This is a genomic window from Helicobacter himalayensis, assembly GCF_001602095.1.
GTDB lineage: Bacteria > Campylobacterota > Campylobacteria > Campylobacterales > Helicobacteraceae > Helicobacter_F > Helicobacter_F himalayensis.
Map to the genome: position 1 here is coordinate 1,576,264 of NZ_CP014991.1, position 15,778 is coordinate 1,592,041.

General features: G+C 40.6%; 14 protein-coding genes. 1 reads left to right on the top strand and 13 read right to left on the bottom strand.

The features are described from left to right. Positions 1-109: 109 nt before the first annotated feature. From A3217_RS07525 to A3217_RS07565, 9 genes are all read right to left on the bottom strand, one after another. Complete coding sequence (locus A3217_RS07525) at positions 110-1,555, bottom strand: aminotransferase class V-fold PLP-dependent enzyme (RefSeq protein WP_066389277.1); 1,446 nt, start codon at positions 1,553-1,555, stop codon at positions 110-112. Positions 1,556-1,575: 20 nt separating this feature from the next. Next, entirely contained in the window at positions 1,576-2,331 is a 756-nt protein-coding gene (locus A3217_RS07530; protein ID WP_066389278.1) for a hypothetical protein, read from the bottom strand. A gap of 63 nt (positions 2,332-2,394) precedes the next feature. Then, positions 2,395-2,961: a phosphatase PAP2 family protein gene (locus A3217_RS07535; RefSeq protein ID WP_066389282.1), complete on the bottom strand. Its 567-nt coding sequence runs from the start codon at positions 2,959-2,961 to the stop codon at positions 2,395-2,397. Continuing rightward, entirely contained in the window at positions 2,962-3,306 is a 345-nt protein-coding gene (locus tag A3217_RS07540) for an MBL fold metallo-hydrolase (protein ID WP_066389283.1), read from the bottom strand. It lies immediately after the preceding gene. Between the two features lie 27 nt (positions 3,307-3,333). Next, the gene (locus A3217_RS07545; protein WP_066389284.1) at positions 3,334-3,627 is read right to left on the bottom strand and encodes a hypothetical protein; all 294 of its coding nucleotides are present in this window, start codon (positions 3,625-3,627) and stop codon (positions 3,334-3,336) included. Between the two features lie 103 nt (positions 3,628-3,730). Further along, the gene (locus A3217_RS09565) at positions 3,731-3,856 is read right to left on the bottom strand and encodes a hypothetical protein (protein ID WP_257722270.1); all 126 of its coding nucleotides are present in this window, start codon (positions 3,854-3,856) and stop codon (positions 3,731-3,733) included. A 126-nt stretch (positions 3,857-3,982) separates the two neighbouring features. After that, positions 3,983-4,831, bottom strand: a complete 849-nt coding sequence (locus tag A3217_RS07555; protein ID WP_066389286.1) for a biotin synthase — start codon at positions 4,829-4,831, stop codon at positions 3,983-3,985. A gap of 55 nt (positions 4,832-4,886) precedes the next feature. Continuing rightward, positions 4,887-5,861 carry a Gfo/Idh/MocA family protein gene (locus tag A3217_RS07560; protein ID WP_066389288.1) on the bottom strand — a complete coding sequence of 325 codons (975 nt, stop codon included), beginning with the start codon at positions 5,859-5,861 and terminating at the stop codon, positions 4,887-4,889. A 14-nt stretch (positions 5,862-5,875) separates the two neighbouring features. Continuing rightward, complete coding sequence (locus A3217_RS07565) at positions 5,876-7,159, bottom strand: DegT/DnrJ/EryC1/StrS family aminotransferase (RefSeq protein WP_066389289.1); 1,284 nt, start codon at positions 7,157-7,159, stop codon at positions 5,876-5,878. A gap of 128 nt (positions 7,160-7,287) precedes the next feature. On the opposite strand from A3217_RS07565, the gene A3217_RS07570 reads away from it, so the two are divergent. Next, positions 7,288-8,877: a flagellin A gene (locus A3217_RS07570; protein ID WP_066389291.1), complete on the top strand. Its 1,590-nt coding sequence runs from the start codon at positions 7,288-7,290 to the stop codon at positions 8,875-8,877. A gap of 116 nt (positions 8,878-8,993) precedes the next feature. Here the strand turns inward: A3217_RS07570 and A3217_RS07575 are convergent, their stop codons facing one another. The 4 genes from A3217_RS07575 to ppk2 all read right to left on the bottom strand — a co-directional run bounded on the left by A3217_RS07575 (position 8,994) and on the right by ppk2 (position 15,705). Further along, on the bottom strand, positions 8,994-11,081 hold the full coding sequence (locus A3217_RS07575; RefSeq protein WP_156471894.1) for an Lnb N-terminal periplasmic domain-containing protein: 2,088 nt from the start codon (positions 11,079-11,081) through the stop codon (positions 8,994-8,996). Positions 11,082-11,137: 56 nt separating this feature from the next. Beyond that, positions 11,138-11,479, bottom strand: a complete 342-nt coding sequence (locus A3217_RS07580) for a DUF3015 family protein (RefSeq protein ID WP_231860228.1) — start codon at positions 11,477-11,479, stop codon at positions 11,138-11,140. Positions 11,480-11,887: 408 nt separating this feature from the next. Continuing rightward, complete coding sequence (locus A3217_RS07585; RefSeq protein WP_066389293.1) at positions 11,888-13,948, bottom strand: heavy metal translocating P-type ATPase; 2,061 nt, start codon at positions 13,946-13,948, stop codon at positions 11,888-11,890. Positions 13,949-14,658: 710 nt separating this feature from the next. Continuing rightward, positions 14,659-15,705 carry a polyphosphate kinase 2 gene (gene ppk2, locus A3217_RS07590; protein ID WP_066389299.1) on the bottom strand — a complete coding sequence of 349 codons (1,047 nt, stop codon included), beginning with the start codon at positions 15,703-15,705 and terminating at the stop codon, positions 14,659-14,661. Positions 15,706-15,778: the final 73 nt, after the last annotated feature.

Consider the following 15,778-nt stretch of genomic DNA (forward strand, 5'->3'; position numbering starts at 1 on the left):
GAAGTGCTCTGATAGAATCTTGTAGCCTTACCATTTTTTAAAAAATGATGTGTGTAGTGCGCAAAAGCGGAATGCACTTCTGCGCGGATAATGTCAATCAACAAAAACACTAGCCCTGCGTGCGCAGGATTTTTATACTTGTATGCAGAGAATCTACAAGAGATTCTATATCTTCTAAAGTATGTGTGTAATGCAAACTCACACGTACCCAGCCGGGACGTTTTTGCGGATTGCGGTATAAGTCATTTAAAAGTTTAAATTGAGAATCTGCGTCCTTTTCGCATACCAAATGCTCTAAATCCATCAAATAATGCCCATAACCTCCAGCACACGAACAGCCTGCGCGCGTTTGGATTCCAAATTTTTCACTCAAAATCCTGCTAAGACTTGTAGGCGATACACACGCGACATTAAAGCTAATAATTCCTAGATTTTCACTCGCGTGCGCACTTTTCCAATCTCCATAAAGGCTAAGTGCAGGGATTGATTTAAGCTCGTTAAGTAAGATTTGTGTGAGTACCTTTTTGCGCCGTGCAATGAATGCAAAGCCCACCTCATTGCGCAACTGATACGCCAAACTTGCGCGCAAAAGCCCTAAAATCGGTGGTGTGCCAGCCTCCTCTCTATGTGTTACATCATTAATATACATATGCCCCTTATCGCTCACATACTCCACCACGCCCCCACCGCTAAAGCTAGGCTTTGCAGAATCTAAAAAACTCTTGCGCAACGCCAGCACGCCACACGCGCCAATCCCGCCAAGCAGCTTATGAGGCGCAAGAAAAAGCGCATCAAAACATTCTTTTGGGATATTAAAATACGGCGAGCTACTCGCAGCATCAAATGCAAGTGGTGCATTTGTGGCAGATTCTCTAAAAAGCTTTGCGATTTCTTTAAATGGTGTGCAAATCCCACTCACATTTGATGCAAGGCAAAATGCACCAATCACGCGCGCGCTAGATTCTGCATTAAGAGTTTGCAATTTTTTAGCTAAATCATCTAAGTTAAAGCGCCCATTGGAATCCAAACCTATCTTTTCAATCTCACAAAGCCCCTCACGCAGGGAAAGTTCATTCGAATGATGTTCATATGAGCTTATAAAAACTTTTGCAAGTTTTGCCTTCTCTTGCGTGCTTAAATTACGCAAAAGCCCGCTATTTTGCAGAATCTCAAGTGTTTTTGGCGGGATATAAAGCCCGAGCAATTCTTGAAACTTCCTAATCGCCCCACTCGCCCCACTCCCGCACGCAATAAGCGCAAACTCACTATCTAAACCTAAACTCGCACTAAGCCTTGCGCGCGCCTCCTCATACAGCGCTGAAGTGAGCTTTGCGTGCGTAGCGAAAAAGGAATGCGTATTTGCATAAAAAGGTAGAATCTCATTTATACGCTTCTCAATAAGCCAAAAACCAAGCCCACTTGCCGTCCAGTCAAAATAGTGCGCACCCTTCTCTAAAATAATATTCTCACGCAAAAGCTCTAAAACCTCGCGCTCGCTAGCATTTTCATTTATAAAAGGCGCAAAAAATTTCTCAAGAATTGGTGCAATTTGCAAACATTTCCCTTTTTCATAACTTAATCGCGCTCGATAATGTAAGGCACACCACGCACGCCACTTGCACTAATTTCTTTAGTGTATTGCATAACTTGATTTGTCTTAGAGCTAAAGCCGATGTTATCTCGTTCTTTGTTGTAGTATTTTTTTAGCAAAATAAGATTCTTGGCTTCATCATTGCTTTTTTCTTCCAAAATCTTTGCAGCCTTATGCACGGAACTTAAATCCAAAAATCCCACGACAATCATCTCAACATTTCCAGATTCCAAACGCTCATCAAGATGTTCTAGCTCCGAATGGCAATAAGGACAATTTGCATCAGAGACAATATAGAAAGTTTTATGATTTTTCACATGTGGCTTTGCCTTGAAGGTGATAACAGCCTCTTTGTGTTTGGAAAAAATCTCTAAAATTTTGGATTCTATCCTTTCTCTTTTTTCTTGTTGAAATTGTGAGCGCACACTTTCTAGCTTTTGGGAAAACTCCTTATCATCACTCCACACATCACTTGCAGGCATTATCACCGCGCCATTATTTGTCACCAGCAGCGGCATTCTCTCACCTTGCTTCTCCTCTTGCACGATAACAAAATCTAGCCCATTGCCTAGATTTTGCACCTCTAGCACCTCAACATTTACACCACGTTCTTTGAAAATATCCTCTATTCGCTTACTTTGCGCACTAGATTCTTGAAATTGTGATTGCAAAGCTTGGATAATGCCACTCTCTCCAAACGCCAAACTCATACAAAACGCGCATATTGTTAGAATCTTCACTCCCCTGCTCCTTGCAAATTTGGGCTTAATTATATACTAGAATAAAAAAGTTTCTGGAACTTGCTAAAAAACTTTTATAAAATTTAGCGTATAGCCATTATTTGGGGTTACACCAACGCTTAGAGCGATATTTTTAGAATCTAACTTTGAAGCAAACAAATATGAAAGTCCATAGCCTAAAAGCGCGCCAGCGATGACTTGCGTGGTGGTGTGGCGCTGGGCATAGATTCTTGAAATGCCTGTAAGTGTAGAAAGCACACCTAAAGGAAGTGCACTCCTCCACCCATAGTGCTTGTGCGCAAAGCCCACACTTGAAAAGCTAAAAGAAGTATGCCCACTTGGGAATCCATCAAAACTCCCATTGTTTGGACGCTGCGAAATGCGTGCAAGACCCTCATCGCTGCGAGAAAGTATCACAAAACCCTGCTTTATCGCGTGCGTGGTTAGCAATGTCGCGCCAGCGCCAAGTGCCTGCTCTTTCACCCCTTGCATATCATCGATATAATAGCTATATGCCATCATCATAAATGGAAGCACCTGCATTCCATCGCCAAAATATTCAAAACCACTTTTTGCGTGTGAAATATGCGGAAATAGCGCGCAAAGCAGAATCAAGCAATATTTTTTCATTTACTGCGCTATGTTTTCTAAAATCGTGAGATTAAGCGGGGCTAGGAATGGGAAATGCGCGCCGATTAAGCGCGTGTCTTTATAAAGTTCTAGCATATCGCGCCTTGTCTGCGCTGCTTGGAGTTTATCAATATCATAACTCACAAAAATACCCGGCTCAAGACATTGCAACTCAGAAAGATTCACCAAATCCGCGATAAAGAGAATCTTTTGCTCACCTTTTTGAAACAAAATCATACTATGCCCTTGCGTAAGGATTATATGCGCTATATCCTTTGGCGTGAGCTTGAAATTTTGCAACACATTTTCTAGCGCAAAAAAAGTCTCTTTGTAGCCCGTATCCACGAGCGCCTCCTCAAAAAAAATTAATCCCTAAAAATCCCACGAGTAGTAAAATCTCACAATATGCGAGGTGTTTTTGGGTTCATAGAGCGCCACACTTTTGCCGGTGTAATCTGTAAGTGCAGTGAGATTTGAACCCTCCAAACTCCAAAACTCATACATTATACCAAAAGAGTTTTTCTCGCCAACTTTATTGAAAAAAGAAAATCCTATTTTTGCGACTCCCCCAAAGCCTTTTGTCTGTGTGATATTAAGTGCACCGCTAAAGCCATAGATATAGACATTTGTGTAGTGATTTCCAAATAAAAAAATGTAGCTAAGCATACAATCAAAGTATCAGAATCTGACGTGTAAGAATATATAAGAATCTGCTACGTTGGGGCTTTGTGGCGCATAGATATGGCTTAATACAAACTCTTTACTAAGCTTATAACTTAGTAGAACCAAGTTCAAAGCCAATGCCACTAGGGATTGCGCTTGCGTTGCTATTTGCGTGATAAAAGTAGCCTGAATTGAAACTTGCCTCGCCATAGAATCCGCTTTTAGCTTCCAAGCCAAAACCTTGCGCACAGAGCAAAAATGCGCATAACAAGAGCTTTTTAAAATGCCTTTTCAACACAACTTTGCTTAGGGGAAATTTCGAGCACTCTACCAAATGTTTTTAAATAACTGCACCTATTTAATGGCAACTCGTAGCAGCAACATAGCCATAAGAAAGAATGCGCTCTACATCTTTTTTAGGCGTCTCACCCTGCGTGGTAAGATAATCGCCCAGCACTACGGCATTTATCCCGCATTCAAACAATGCCTTTTGCTCCTCACCAAAAATATGCTCCCTTCCGCCTGCTATCATCAAACGCGTATTTGGCAAAAACTCGCGCGCTAGCACCACACATTCTAGCGCCTCTTCTTTGGTGAGCTTTTGCGCGGAAAGTGGCAAGTTTGGATTTGCGATAAAAAAATTTATCGGACTTGAATGCGGAGTGAGAATCTGCAAGGTTTTTAGCATATCAATCCTATCGCTCCAGCTCTCCCCTAGCCCAAAAATCCCGCCACTACAAAGCCCAAGCTCAGCTTTTAGTGTATTTTCGCAGGTTTCAAAACGCTCATTCCAAGTGTGCGTACTACACACTTGCGGGAAAAAGTTCTTTGAAGTCTCTAAATTGTGGTTGTAGCTATCCACGCCATTTTTTTTGAGATATTTTAGAGAATCTAAATCCGCACGCCCACAGCACGCGATAATATGTAAGCCTAAATCTGCTTCTTTTATCGCACTTGCGGCTTTTGCGATATATTCGCATTTATGAGAATCTAGCCCGCGCCCAGAAGTCACTAGACAAAATCCAAGCGCGCCATATTCTTTTAATGTCCTTGCTTCTTGTAAGATTCTTTCAATCGGTTTGTTTTTATAAGTTGCAATTTGCGTGTTGTATTTCGCACTTTGCGTGCAATATTTGCAGTCCTCCGCGCAATTTCCAGAAGTCACATTACAAATACTGCAAAGAAAAATTTCATTTTGAGCACTCACTTTTTTTCTCCTATTTTTTTAAAACTTATCGTTGTGTTATTTTTATATTATGTGCTTAGTTACCACGAGAGGGGGCTATAAGATTTTGTATCTTATTTGCCACAAGCATAGCGTTTTTGCCATCATTTTCATTTGGTGCTTTTGGGCTACTTTTGCCACTGCGACACATATTTGCAAAATCTAGCAATTCCAAAAGTAGCGCTTCTTGCGGGCGCACTTCGATAGATTCACTCCGACTTGAAATTGAGATATTATGCAAATGTTGCTCAATAGTTTGCTTATTTACAAGCACTTCTTTGCTTAAAAGATTGCAATCCACATACATATCTTCGCAAGTTACGCTTATTTGGCGGATTCTCTTCTCTGTAACGCGTGAGGCTGTGATGGTGCTAAATGCGCCATTTGCGTGCGTTATCATCGCGCGCGCGTATTCTATCATACCATTTATCACCACGCCGTGAGCTTCTATCTTTTCAGCAGCCCCGTTAAAAAGCAAACTCAAATCAATATCGTGTATCATCAAATCCATCACTACATCAACATCTGTGATGCGGTTGCTCATCTTATTTGTGCGTGTCAAATCGATATTAAAAATTCGCTTTGAGTTTTTTAGCAATTCTTGCAACGCACAAATCGCAGGATTATAGCGCTCGATAAAGCCCACTTGGATATTGAGATTCTTTGTTTTTGCAGCATTGACGATAATTTCAGTCGTATCAAGCGTATCGGTTAGGGGCTTTTCGACAAAGATATTTTTGATATGGCTACTCACTTTTTGAATATAGTCAAAATGCGTAAATGTCGGCGTCACGATAATCACGCCATCGCTTGCCTTAAGCGCGTCCTCTAGCTCACTATCGCCTTTAAGTGCGTAGATTCCAAACTCTTTGGCAGTTCTTTGCAAAAGCTCAACATTTGCGTCATAGATAAAGCTTACTTCGACATTTTTTAGCATATCGAGATTTCGCAAGTGGTTTTGCCCCATCTTGCCAATGCCTAGCAAACCGATTTTTACAAGTTTATTTTCCATAAGAAATTGCCTTTCTAAAGTTTGTGAATTTGAGAATCTAACGTTTCTATAATGTAGTCTTGCTCCTCGTGCGTGAGAAACGCGCTAAAAGGAAGCGAGAAAATTTCGCTTGAGATTTTCTCGCTGATTGGGAAATCGCCGAGTTTATAATCAAGATAGCGCAAAGATTCTTGTAAATGCAGTGGGATAGGATAATGCACGGCTGTTGGGATACCTTTAGCGTTGAGCGCATTGAGGAAAGTTTCTCTTTTTTGCGCGCGATTTTTGAGTGCAGTTTCATCAAGTGGCGCGCTTTGGTTAAAATCTTTGGAATCTACCAAACGCAAGGAATACTGCGCATACACACTCACGCAGTTATTTGGCACAAAAGGCAAAATAAGGCGCGGATTAGAATCTGCACTTTGCGCGGAAATGCTGCTTTGCGCGGGCGGGCTTTTTTGCGTGGATTCCAAGAAAGCAGATTCTGGCAAGTTTAGAGGCGCAAAGCCTTCATTATAACGCTTTGCTAGAATCTGGCGCGTAGCAAGTTCAGATTCAAAATATTTGAGTTTTGCATTCAATACCGCACACTGCAAGGAATCTAGCCTCGCATTAAGCCCGATATATTTATGTACATAGCGCCCAATTTGCCCGTGATTAAGGATTGAAGCGATTTTAGAATCTAGCTCTTTATCATTGCAAAATATCGCCCCGCCATCGCCATAACACCCAAGCGGTTTTGAAGGAAAAAAGCTTGTCACGCCAATACTCACAACACCTTCCTTACCTAAATTGCAACTTTTGCGCCCTTTATAAAGCGCACCAAAGCTCTGGCACGCATCTTCAATTACTGCGAGATTATGCGTTTTAGCGATTTCATTAATCCTGTCCATATCCGCTGGCAAGCCATACAAGCTTACAGGGATTATGGCTTTGGTTTGTGGCGTGATTGCTTCTTCGATTTTTTTTGGGTCAATATTATAAGTGCGCTCATCAATATCCACAAACACCGGCTTTGCGCCAAGTAGTGCTATCATCTCGGCTGTGGCGATAAAAGTAAAAGGCGTTGTAATCACCTCATCACCGCGTGTGATACCAAGTGCCATAAGTGCCACCAATAAAGAATCTGTCCCACTAGAAATCGCCCTTGCATACGTACTTCCTACAAACTTCGCAAGATTAGATTCTAGCTCTTGCACACTTTTGCCTAAAATATAACTGCTAGATTCTAAAACTTCCACCATATGAGAATCTATATCCGCTTTATAGGCGCTGTATTGGGCTTTGAGATTGATAAACTCAATGCGCTTCGTATTCATTTCATAAGCCTTTTTGTTTAGATTTTCAAGCAAATTCTACCAAAAAAGTATTAAAGTTTTTCGCGACTTTCCGATTTAACTTTCAACCTATCGCAAGGACGCGAAGGAATAACTACAAGGAGTAACACATGGCTTTCCAAGTCAATACAAACATCAATGCACTTAACTCACATGTGCAAGGGGTTTTCACACAAAACAACTTAAAGAGTTCTTTGGAAAAATTAAGCTCAGGTTTAAGAATCAACAAAGCAGCAGATGACGCATCAGGTATGACGATTGCTGATAGTTTGAGAAGTCAAGCTAGCGCATTAGGACAAGCAATCAGAAACACAAATGATGGTATGGGTATTATCCAAATTGCCGATAAAGCAATGGATGAGCAACTTAAAATCCTTGATACAATCAAGGTAAAAGCCGTGCAAGCAGCACAAGATGGACAAACAACACAATCTCGTCAAGCAATCCAAGCTGACATTAAAAGACTTATTGAGGGGCTTGATAATATTGGTAACACAACCACTTACAACGGACAAGCATTGCTTTCTGGTGCATTCTCTAATAAAGAATTCCAGGTGGGTGCGTATTCTAACCAAACTATTAAAGCATCTATTGGCTCAACAACTTCTGATAAAATCGGTCAAGTGCGTATTGAAACAGGTCAGAATGTAACCGCAACAGGTGAAGTGAAAATGAAATTCATCAATGTTGATGGTGTCAATGATGTCGAGCTAGAATCTGTAAAAATCTCTACTTCAGCAGGCACAGGTTTAGGAAACCTTGCAGAAGTTATTAACAAAAACTCTGATAAAACAGGTGTCCGCGCACAAGCAAATGTTATCACCACTTCAGATGAGGCAATTAAAGCTGGGTCACTTGGTGGCGTGGTATTGAATGGCATAACAATTGGTGATATTATCGACATTAGAGATAATGACAGCGATGGGCGCTTGGTGCAAGCAATCAATGCTGCTACTCAAGATACAGGTGTGGAAGCCTACACAGACAATCTTGGTCGCTTAAATCTACGTAGCACAGATGGACGCGGTATTAGCTTTGTCTCAACAGGTGCGGTAAATCAACCCGGTGCAGGACAACAAGGAGGACAAGGACAAAATCAAGGTGCGCTTGCTATTGAGAAAGTTAATGGCGGACAAGATATTACAGGGCAAGTTGATGCAAACGGCGCAGTAACAGGTGGCTCTATGAATCTTGGTCGTCTTTCACTTGTGCGCACAGATGCAAGAGATATTCTCGTGAGTGGCACTGGTATAAGCGCCACAGGTTATAAAGAAGATCAAAATGTGGCTGAAACCACAGTTAATCTCCGTGAAGTTACAGGCTCTTTTGGCGCAGATGTCCGCTCTGCTGCTGGTGGTAACTTCAATCAAGTATTTGCAGATGAAGAAAGAGGTCTTGGTGCTGGTGTAACAAGCTTACGTGGTGCGATGGTGGTAATGGACATTGCAGAATCTGCTACAAAAATCCTTGATAAAATACGCGCTGACTTAGGTTCTGTCCAAGGACAAATGGTAAGCACAGTAAATAACATTAGTGTTACTCAAGTTAATGTCAAAGCCGCTGAATCTCAAATCCGCGAAGTGGATTTTGCAGCTGAAAGCACAGAATTTAGTAAGCTTAATATCCTTGCTCAATCTGGTAGCTACGCGCTTTCACAAGCAAACGCAGTGCAACAAAATATCCTAAGACTTCTTAACTAATCTTAAAAGTCTTAAAAAAGCTAGGGAAAAACCCCTAGCTTCTCTCACAAATACGCTCGCAAAACAAACTCCCAAGTGAATCCCTTTTTCTTAACAACTTTTGAAAGCAAAAAATTTTAAAAGTAGATTCTCGCGCCACTTTGAATTGAAAGTGTGGAAGTGTAATCATTTGGCACAAGATTATATTCCAAAGTTGTGAAAAGCCCTAGATTATGGATAAGATTGACTGACGCGCTCAAAGTAACATAATGTCCAAAAGTGCGCAAACCATAAGCCCTAAATTTATATTCTGTATTAAATTTCAAACGTGCATCATTTGAAAGCGAAAACCCAAGCACATTTGCGAGCAAAAAATCTGCTTTATTTTTGGCATTAAAATAAAAAGTTGGCTCAAAGAGATAGTAGGCATACGAATTGCGCCCAATATTTTTTGACACGCCCCCACCAAAGGATGCATAAGCGCGCAAATGTGGAGTTAAAAACTGCCTTGAAGCACCCAAATCCATTCTGTAAGAAAATGGTGTGAAAAATTTGCTCACACCCGCAAATGAACCAATAGACAACAAAGTGGCTTGATGGATTTGTAAAATTTGATTGTTTTTAGAATCTAACCCCGCATAGGCTAAGACTTTTAAAAATTCAATTTGCGCACCTTTCAAATACCCCAAATCATTATCCGTAATATCGTGGTAAGTCAAGCGAAAATCAAGCCCCAGCGCATTTGTAGCATTACGCGCATTATGAGAATTAAATCCTGTGTGATAAAAATACATCGGACTTAAACGCAAGCCTTGATTTGCCTTTAGCGGTGAGCTAGGCAAGGGCGGCTCTAGTGCAGTGCTTGCACCTAGATTACTACGCTCTAGCGCGCTTTTATGCGCAATATCGGTGTATTGCTCCTTTTCAAGCTTGCCTTTCATATACCAATACTCACTCATTTCAATGCTAGATTCCAAAATAAATTGCTTTTGACTAAGAGATAACACAGAATCTTGCGCTATGGTTTCAGGCTCAATTTTCCCTAATGCTATTTTCTTTGCCTTTCTCACATCACCAAAACTCATATAGCGTTCATACTCAAGCAGTTTGGTGCGCTTGCTAGGGCGAAAAGTCTCTTTTTCAATCAATCCCGCCTCATTAATAATATGCAGTGTTTCAGGTGGATTGACTTGATAAACAAATTTTTTGCGTAAATTTAGGCTTGGGCGCGCGACTTCAAGCAACCACAACATATTATACGAGCAGTTTTCATCAAAAAAATAATACCACGCCCACACATCACCAAGCTCCCAAATATGCCGATACATTTGCGCGATTTCCTCAATTGTAAGGTTTAAGTCAAACTCCCAAATATCGCGATTTTCAGAATCCCGATATTCTTTAATCTTGTCATAATAAGGCAAAATCGAGTAACGCCCCTCATAAAAGCCCAACAAGCCTTTATATGCAAACGCAAGACCATTTTCACTTTTCTCATCAGCAGCGGCTTGATAATTGATTGCAAAAGAGAGTAAGCGCGAGTTAAACCCGGAATTTAGCAGTAAAAATGTATGCCCAAACATCGAAGCAGGCGAGTTGATATGTGCGGAAGGAAAAATAAGCGTGGCACTTTTTGGATTGACATAATCGCGCATTTGGTGGAATTCCTCGCATTCTACTTGCGGAAGATTCTCAAAATTCAAAACAGAATTCAGATAAAAAAAGCGCGCTGGAAAGCGACAAATCGCGTGATAATCTTGCTTTTTTGCTGAACGACGTGGTAGTGAAGTAACCGCAGAATCCAAAAGCGCATTTGTTTTTGAAACTTTTTCTTCAAAATCCTTTGGCACTTCTACCAAATCTATTGGCGTATAAAATGCCTTGATAGTAGCGATAAGCTCAGATTCTGCGTCCTTTTTGCCATTTGGTGCATAAAAAAATTCTAGCGAATCAATCTCGCTCTCCCACCTCCCAAAATGGAGCAAATCGCGCCATTGCTTAGAATCTGCAAGCTTAAGCGCAAGGGCTTTGTTGATTGAAAAATCTATTCCATTAATGGTATCCTCTCGCAAGAGTGAATCCCGCTTCGCCTCCGCTACGCGCTCATACTCCACGTTTTTTGGTTGATAAGATTTTGGGGTTTTATCGCGTTGGTTTATGTTTTGAGAATCTGCCAGCAGTGGGATAATGGAACAAAGAAAAAAGAATTGGGAAAATTTCATCATTGTTTAAAAGCAGTGTGTAAAAGCCCCCATTTTGCAAATAAGGGCTTTTAAAAAAATTAAAGTGTAGCTACGCCACCTAGCACATCAGCCATTTGAGCGTCTTTGCTTGCGTAAAGTTTGTTGTAGTTTTCTTGTAATGCTACTTTGAAGCCTTCTTTATCTTCGATTTTTAGAAGCTCTACTAAAGTATCAAGCGACTCGCCTTTGCCTTGCGCAATTTCTTTAGAAAGTTGGTCCATATTTGAAGCCACAAATTCTTGTGTGCGTGTATCCATTACGATACCTTCATATTTACAACCAAGCGTTCCTGAAGTGATACCAAAAGTTTGATTGAAAAAAAGAGTTGTGTTTGTTGTAAATTGTAAAACATTCCAAACAAGCCCTTTTTTGTCAATCAAGTATGACCCAAGACCACAACCTACTTTGAGTTTGCCGCAGCCAATGCGCCACTTACCAATGTGCCTGCTAGAGCTAAGCTTACTAGAACCTTTTTCATTGTCCTACTCCTACAAAAAGATTTTTTGAAAGCTTAAAAACTTTCGGGCGTGATTGTGCCAATTCTTTACTTAAAAATAAATTTTAATGTCATATTTGCTAGTGAGGATGAAATCCTTTGGATTACACGAGGATAGCGAAGAATCCAAAAACTAGATATTTCGGCTTTTGCTACGCAAAAACCTCAATATGACAAAGCCCTCTTTTATCATTCTAAAACCTCCCTTTCTCATTCTGAGCCTTTAGACGAAGAATCTAAAGTCACCAAATCGCGTGCAGAATCTAAGATTTTATCGCCTTGTTTGACAATGTTATAATCTCAAACATCGCATTGCATTTGCCAAAGCTATCAACGCCACGCCCACATCGGCAAAAACCGCCTCCCAAATATTTGCCAAGCCAAAAAGCCCAAGCACGATAAACACACCTTTGAGCGCAAGTGCGAAAATGATATTTTGATAAATGATAATTTTTGTCTTCTTGGCGATTTTTATGCTTTTTAAAAGCGTATTAAGAGAATCATTTAGCAAAATCACATCAGCATTTTGATGACTTATATCGCTTCCACCGCCCATAGCAATTCCAACATCAGCGAGTGCCAAAGTGGGCGCATCATTGATTCCATCACCTACAAAGGCAACTTTACCTTTACTTTGAGCGCGCGCTTTTAATTCAGAAAAAATCCTTGACTTATCCTGCGGTAGCAAGGAATGATAATATTCACAACCAAGCTTTCTTGCCGCCATTTCGCAGGGATACTCTCCATCGCCACTTAACATCACGCATTCTATCCCCATATTTTTAAGCTCGCATAACGCTTCTATCGCGTCATTTTTGAGCTCATCAGCGATTAAAATATAACCCAAATAGTTTTTATCCACGCTAATATGTATCACGCTTCCTTCCACATGGCAGGTATTATGCAAGATATTAAATTTATGCAAAATCTTATCATTTCCTGCAATTATCTCGTGACTATCACACACAGCGCGCACACCAAGCCCAGAAAGCTCCTCATACTCGCTCATATGATGTGTGTGGGAAAGCTCCTCATACACGCTTTTAATAGATTGCGCGATGGGGTGATTTGAGAGATTATGCGCGCATAGGGCGTAATGCAAAACATCATTTTTACTATAACCTTGAGCAGGAATAATATCAATCACTTTAAAAACACCCTTTGTGAGCGTGCCGGTTTTATCAAACGCAATGAGAGAAAGCTTGCTTAGTGCTTCAAGGTAGTTTGAACCTTTTAAAAGCGCACCATTTTTGCTCGCTGCACTTAGTCCCCCAAAGTAGCCAATCGGCACAGATACCACAAGCGCGCAAGGACAACTTACCATCAACACCACAAGCGCGCGGTGAATACACTCTTCAAAAGATTTCTCAAACACAAGTGGCGGGATAATCGCAATAAGCACAGCAAGCGCAAGCACGATAGGCGTGTAATAGCGCGCGAAAGTAGTGATGAAATTTTCTGTATAAGATTTTTGCGAGGAAGCATTTGTGATAAGCTCGGTAATTTTAGCGATTTGACTTTTTTCAAAAGGGCGTAAGATTCTAAGCCTTATCGCACTTCCTAGCGCAATAGAGCCAGAAAGCACTTCAGAATCCTTACTAAAATCACAAGGTAGAGATTCCCCGCTAATTGCCGCGCAGTTAAAACTCGCGCTAGATTCTAAAAGCGTGCTATCACAAGGTAGCATTTCCCCCGCATACAACACGATTTCATCGCCTACTTTTAGCTCCTTTGGGTCAATGTCTATGGTCTGCTCACCATCAATTTTATGCGCAATGGTTGTCTGGTCTAAAGTAGCGGCGTTTATCGTATCTTTTGACTTTTTCACACTCACATCTTGCAGATATTCCCCCGCAGAAAAAAACAGCATAATACTTACCGCCTCTTCCCACTCACCAATGCAAAATGCCGCAATGGACGCGCTTAACATAAGCACATTTTCATCAAAAAACTCTTTTTTCTTAAAGCTCCGCAACGTACCAAAAAACACATTACGCCCGCTTATGAGGTAGATTCCAACCCAAAAAATACGAAAAAATATTTCATAATTCTGCGCGCCTTCAATATAATGAAACACCCAAAGTGACACCAAAAACAACGTCACTAAGACAAGAAGCAAGAAAAATTGCTTATTAAAAAAATAGGTCTTCTCTTTTTTCGCGCTCAAAGTTACATCTGGCTCTAAACGCGCGATAAGTGCTTTTATAGATTCTATATCATCGCAATCAATTTGCAAGGTATTAAGCGCAAAAGAAAGCTTTACTTCGCGCACACCGGGTGCATTTTTTAACTCTTTTTCAATCTTTGCAGCACAAGAGGCGCAATCTAGGTTTTTAATAAAAAATGTCTGCATAAATCTGTCCTTATAAACCAAATCCCATAAAATCCATAAATCCCATAGAATCTTGCAATTTCGCAACATTGCAATCCTACCAATTTTGTGCGCAAATGGTGGCAAGGTTAGTGAGTTTCTCACTTTCTCTTAAAAGTCAGAATAACTCTTAAGAAGCCTCGCATTATATAATTTTTGGGTAAAATCGTGCATTGCTTTTCCCTAAGATTAAAAGCTAAGATATTTCGCTTTTGCTGGTGCAATCCGCAAGGATTTCACCCTCACTAGCAAATATGACAAAAATAAGGCTTGTCATTCTAAACCCCTCCTTTGTCGTTCTGAGCGTAGCGAAGAATCTAAAAAAGAATCTCAAGCCACAAAACCGCGTTGCAGAATCTTAGAATCCAATCAACCAAAAAACGCCAAGTATGAGCGCGGAGTGGAGCTTATAAGGGCTTTGCTCTTGTAAGTGATATATTTTAAGGAATAGAGGCGGAGGCGAAGCGGGATTCACTCTCGCGAGGCGATACAATTTAGGGAGTAATCTAAAGGTAGCATAGGGGTAGCTAGGGGACAAAGAGTGGGAGTGAAAAATTTGTGTTTTAAAAAGCCTAGATCCCTTATAGATATTCTTTGCAAAAGTGAGAATTTCGCTTGCCCTTAGCTTGCTTGCCTAGCGAAATAAGGCAAGCAAGTTTGTGAGATTTTCTAAGAGATTTTATTGCGCTCTTTTAAAAATCTTTAGCCTTACTTTCTTGGTCTGCTTTAGATTCTTTATTTTCTTTAGCTACTTTGAGCTCTTTTTGTTTAGAATCTTTTCCGCTTTTTGCAAGCTCTTTTTTTGACTCTTTTTGCTCTTTGGCTTGAAGTTTTTTGTCTTTTTTCTTTTGGGATTTCTCAGCCTTTTTGTGTTCTTTAAACTGCCTTAGAATCTCCTGTGTTGGGTCATCGTTGTGGTGTTGGTATTCAGAATACTGCCACACAATATGCGGGTCAGGCAAAAGACACACGCGCGTTTGATCCTTTTCTTCATAATCAATTTTGCTTAGCAAATCACGCGCGATATTGAGTCTTGCGCGCTTTTTATCATTTGTATTTACCAAAACCCACGGACAAAAATGCGTATGTGTGCGTGCAAACATTTTTTCAAATGCTTCAGTGTATTCATTCCACAGGCTTAGCGATTTATCATCAATCGAACTTAGCTTCCACATACGAAGTGGGTCAGTTTTGCGACGCAAGATTCTGCGTTTTTGCTCATCTTTCCCCACATCAAGGAAATATTTGAAAATCATCGTCCCACTTGCGATAAGCATATGCTCCAAATTTGCCACCTGCGTGATAAACTCCTTATACTGCTCTTGTGAGCAAAAGCCCATCACGCGTTCTACGCCCGCGCGGTTATACCAGCTACGATCATAAAAGACAATTTCCCCACCGCTTGGTAATGTTGAAATGTAACGTTTGAAATACCATTCTGTGCGTTCTACATCGCTTGGCTTAGGAAGGGCTACGGTGCGACAACCACGAGGATTTAAATGCTCTTTTAATGCCTTGATTGTACCACCTTTTCCTGCTGCATCGCGCCCTTCAAAAAGTATGGCGATTTTTTTATTATGCTTTTTCACCCAATTTTGCAGTTTGCATAATTCAATATGAAGTTTTTGTAATTCTTGCTCATAGAAACTCTCTTTCATACGACCATTTTTAGCTTTATATACTTCTTTTAAATCAAGCTCGTTCTCTGGGCGGATAACCAACTGCTTTTCCTTAGACATGCTCACTCCTTGTAGTTCAAATAAATTGATATGGTATCATTTAACAAAAAGTTGCTACTTAAAATAGCTTTCA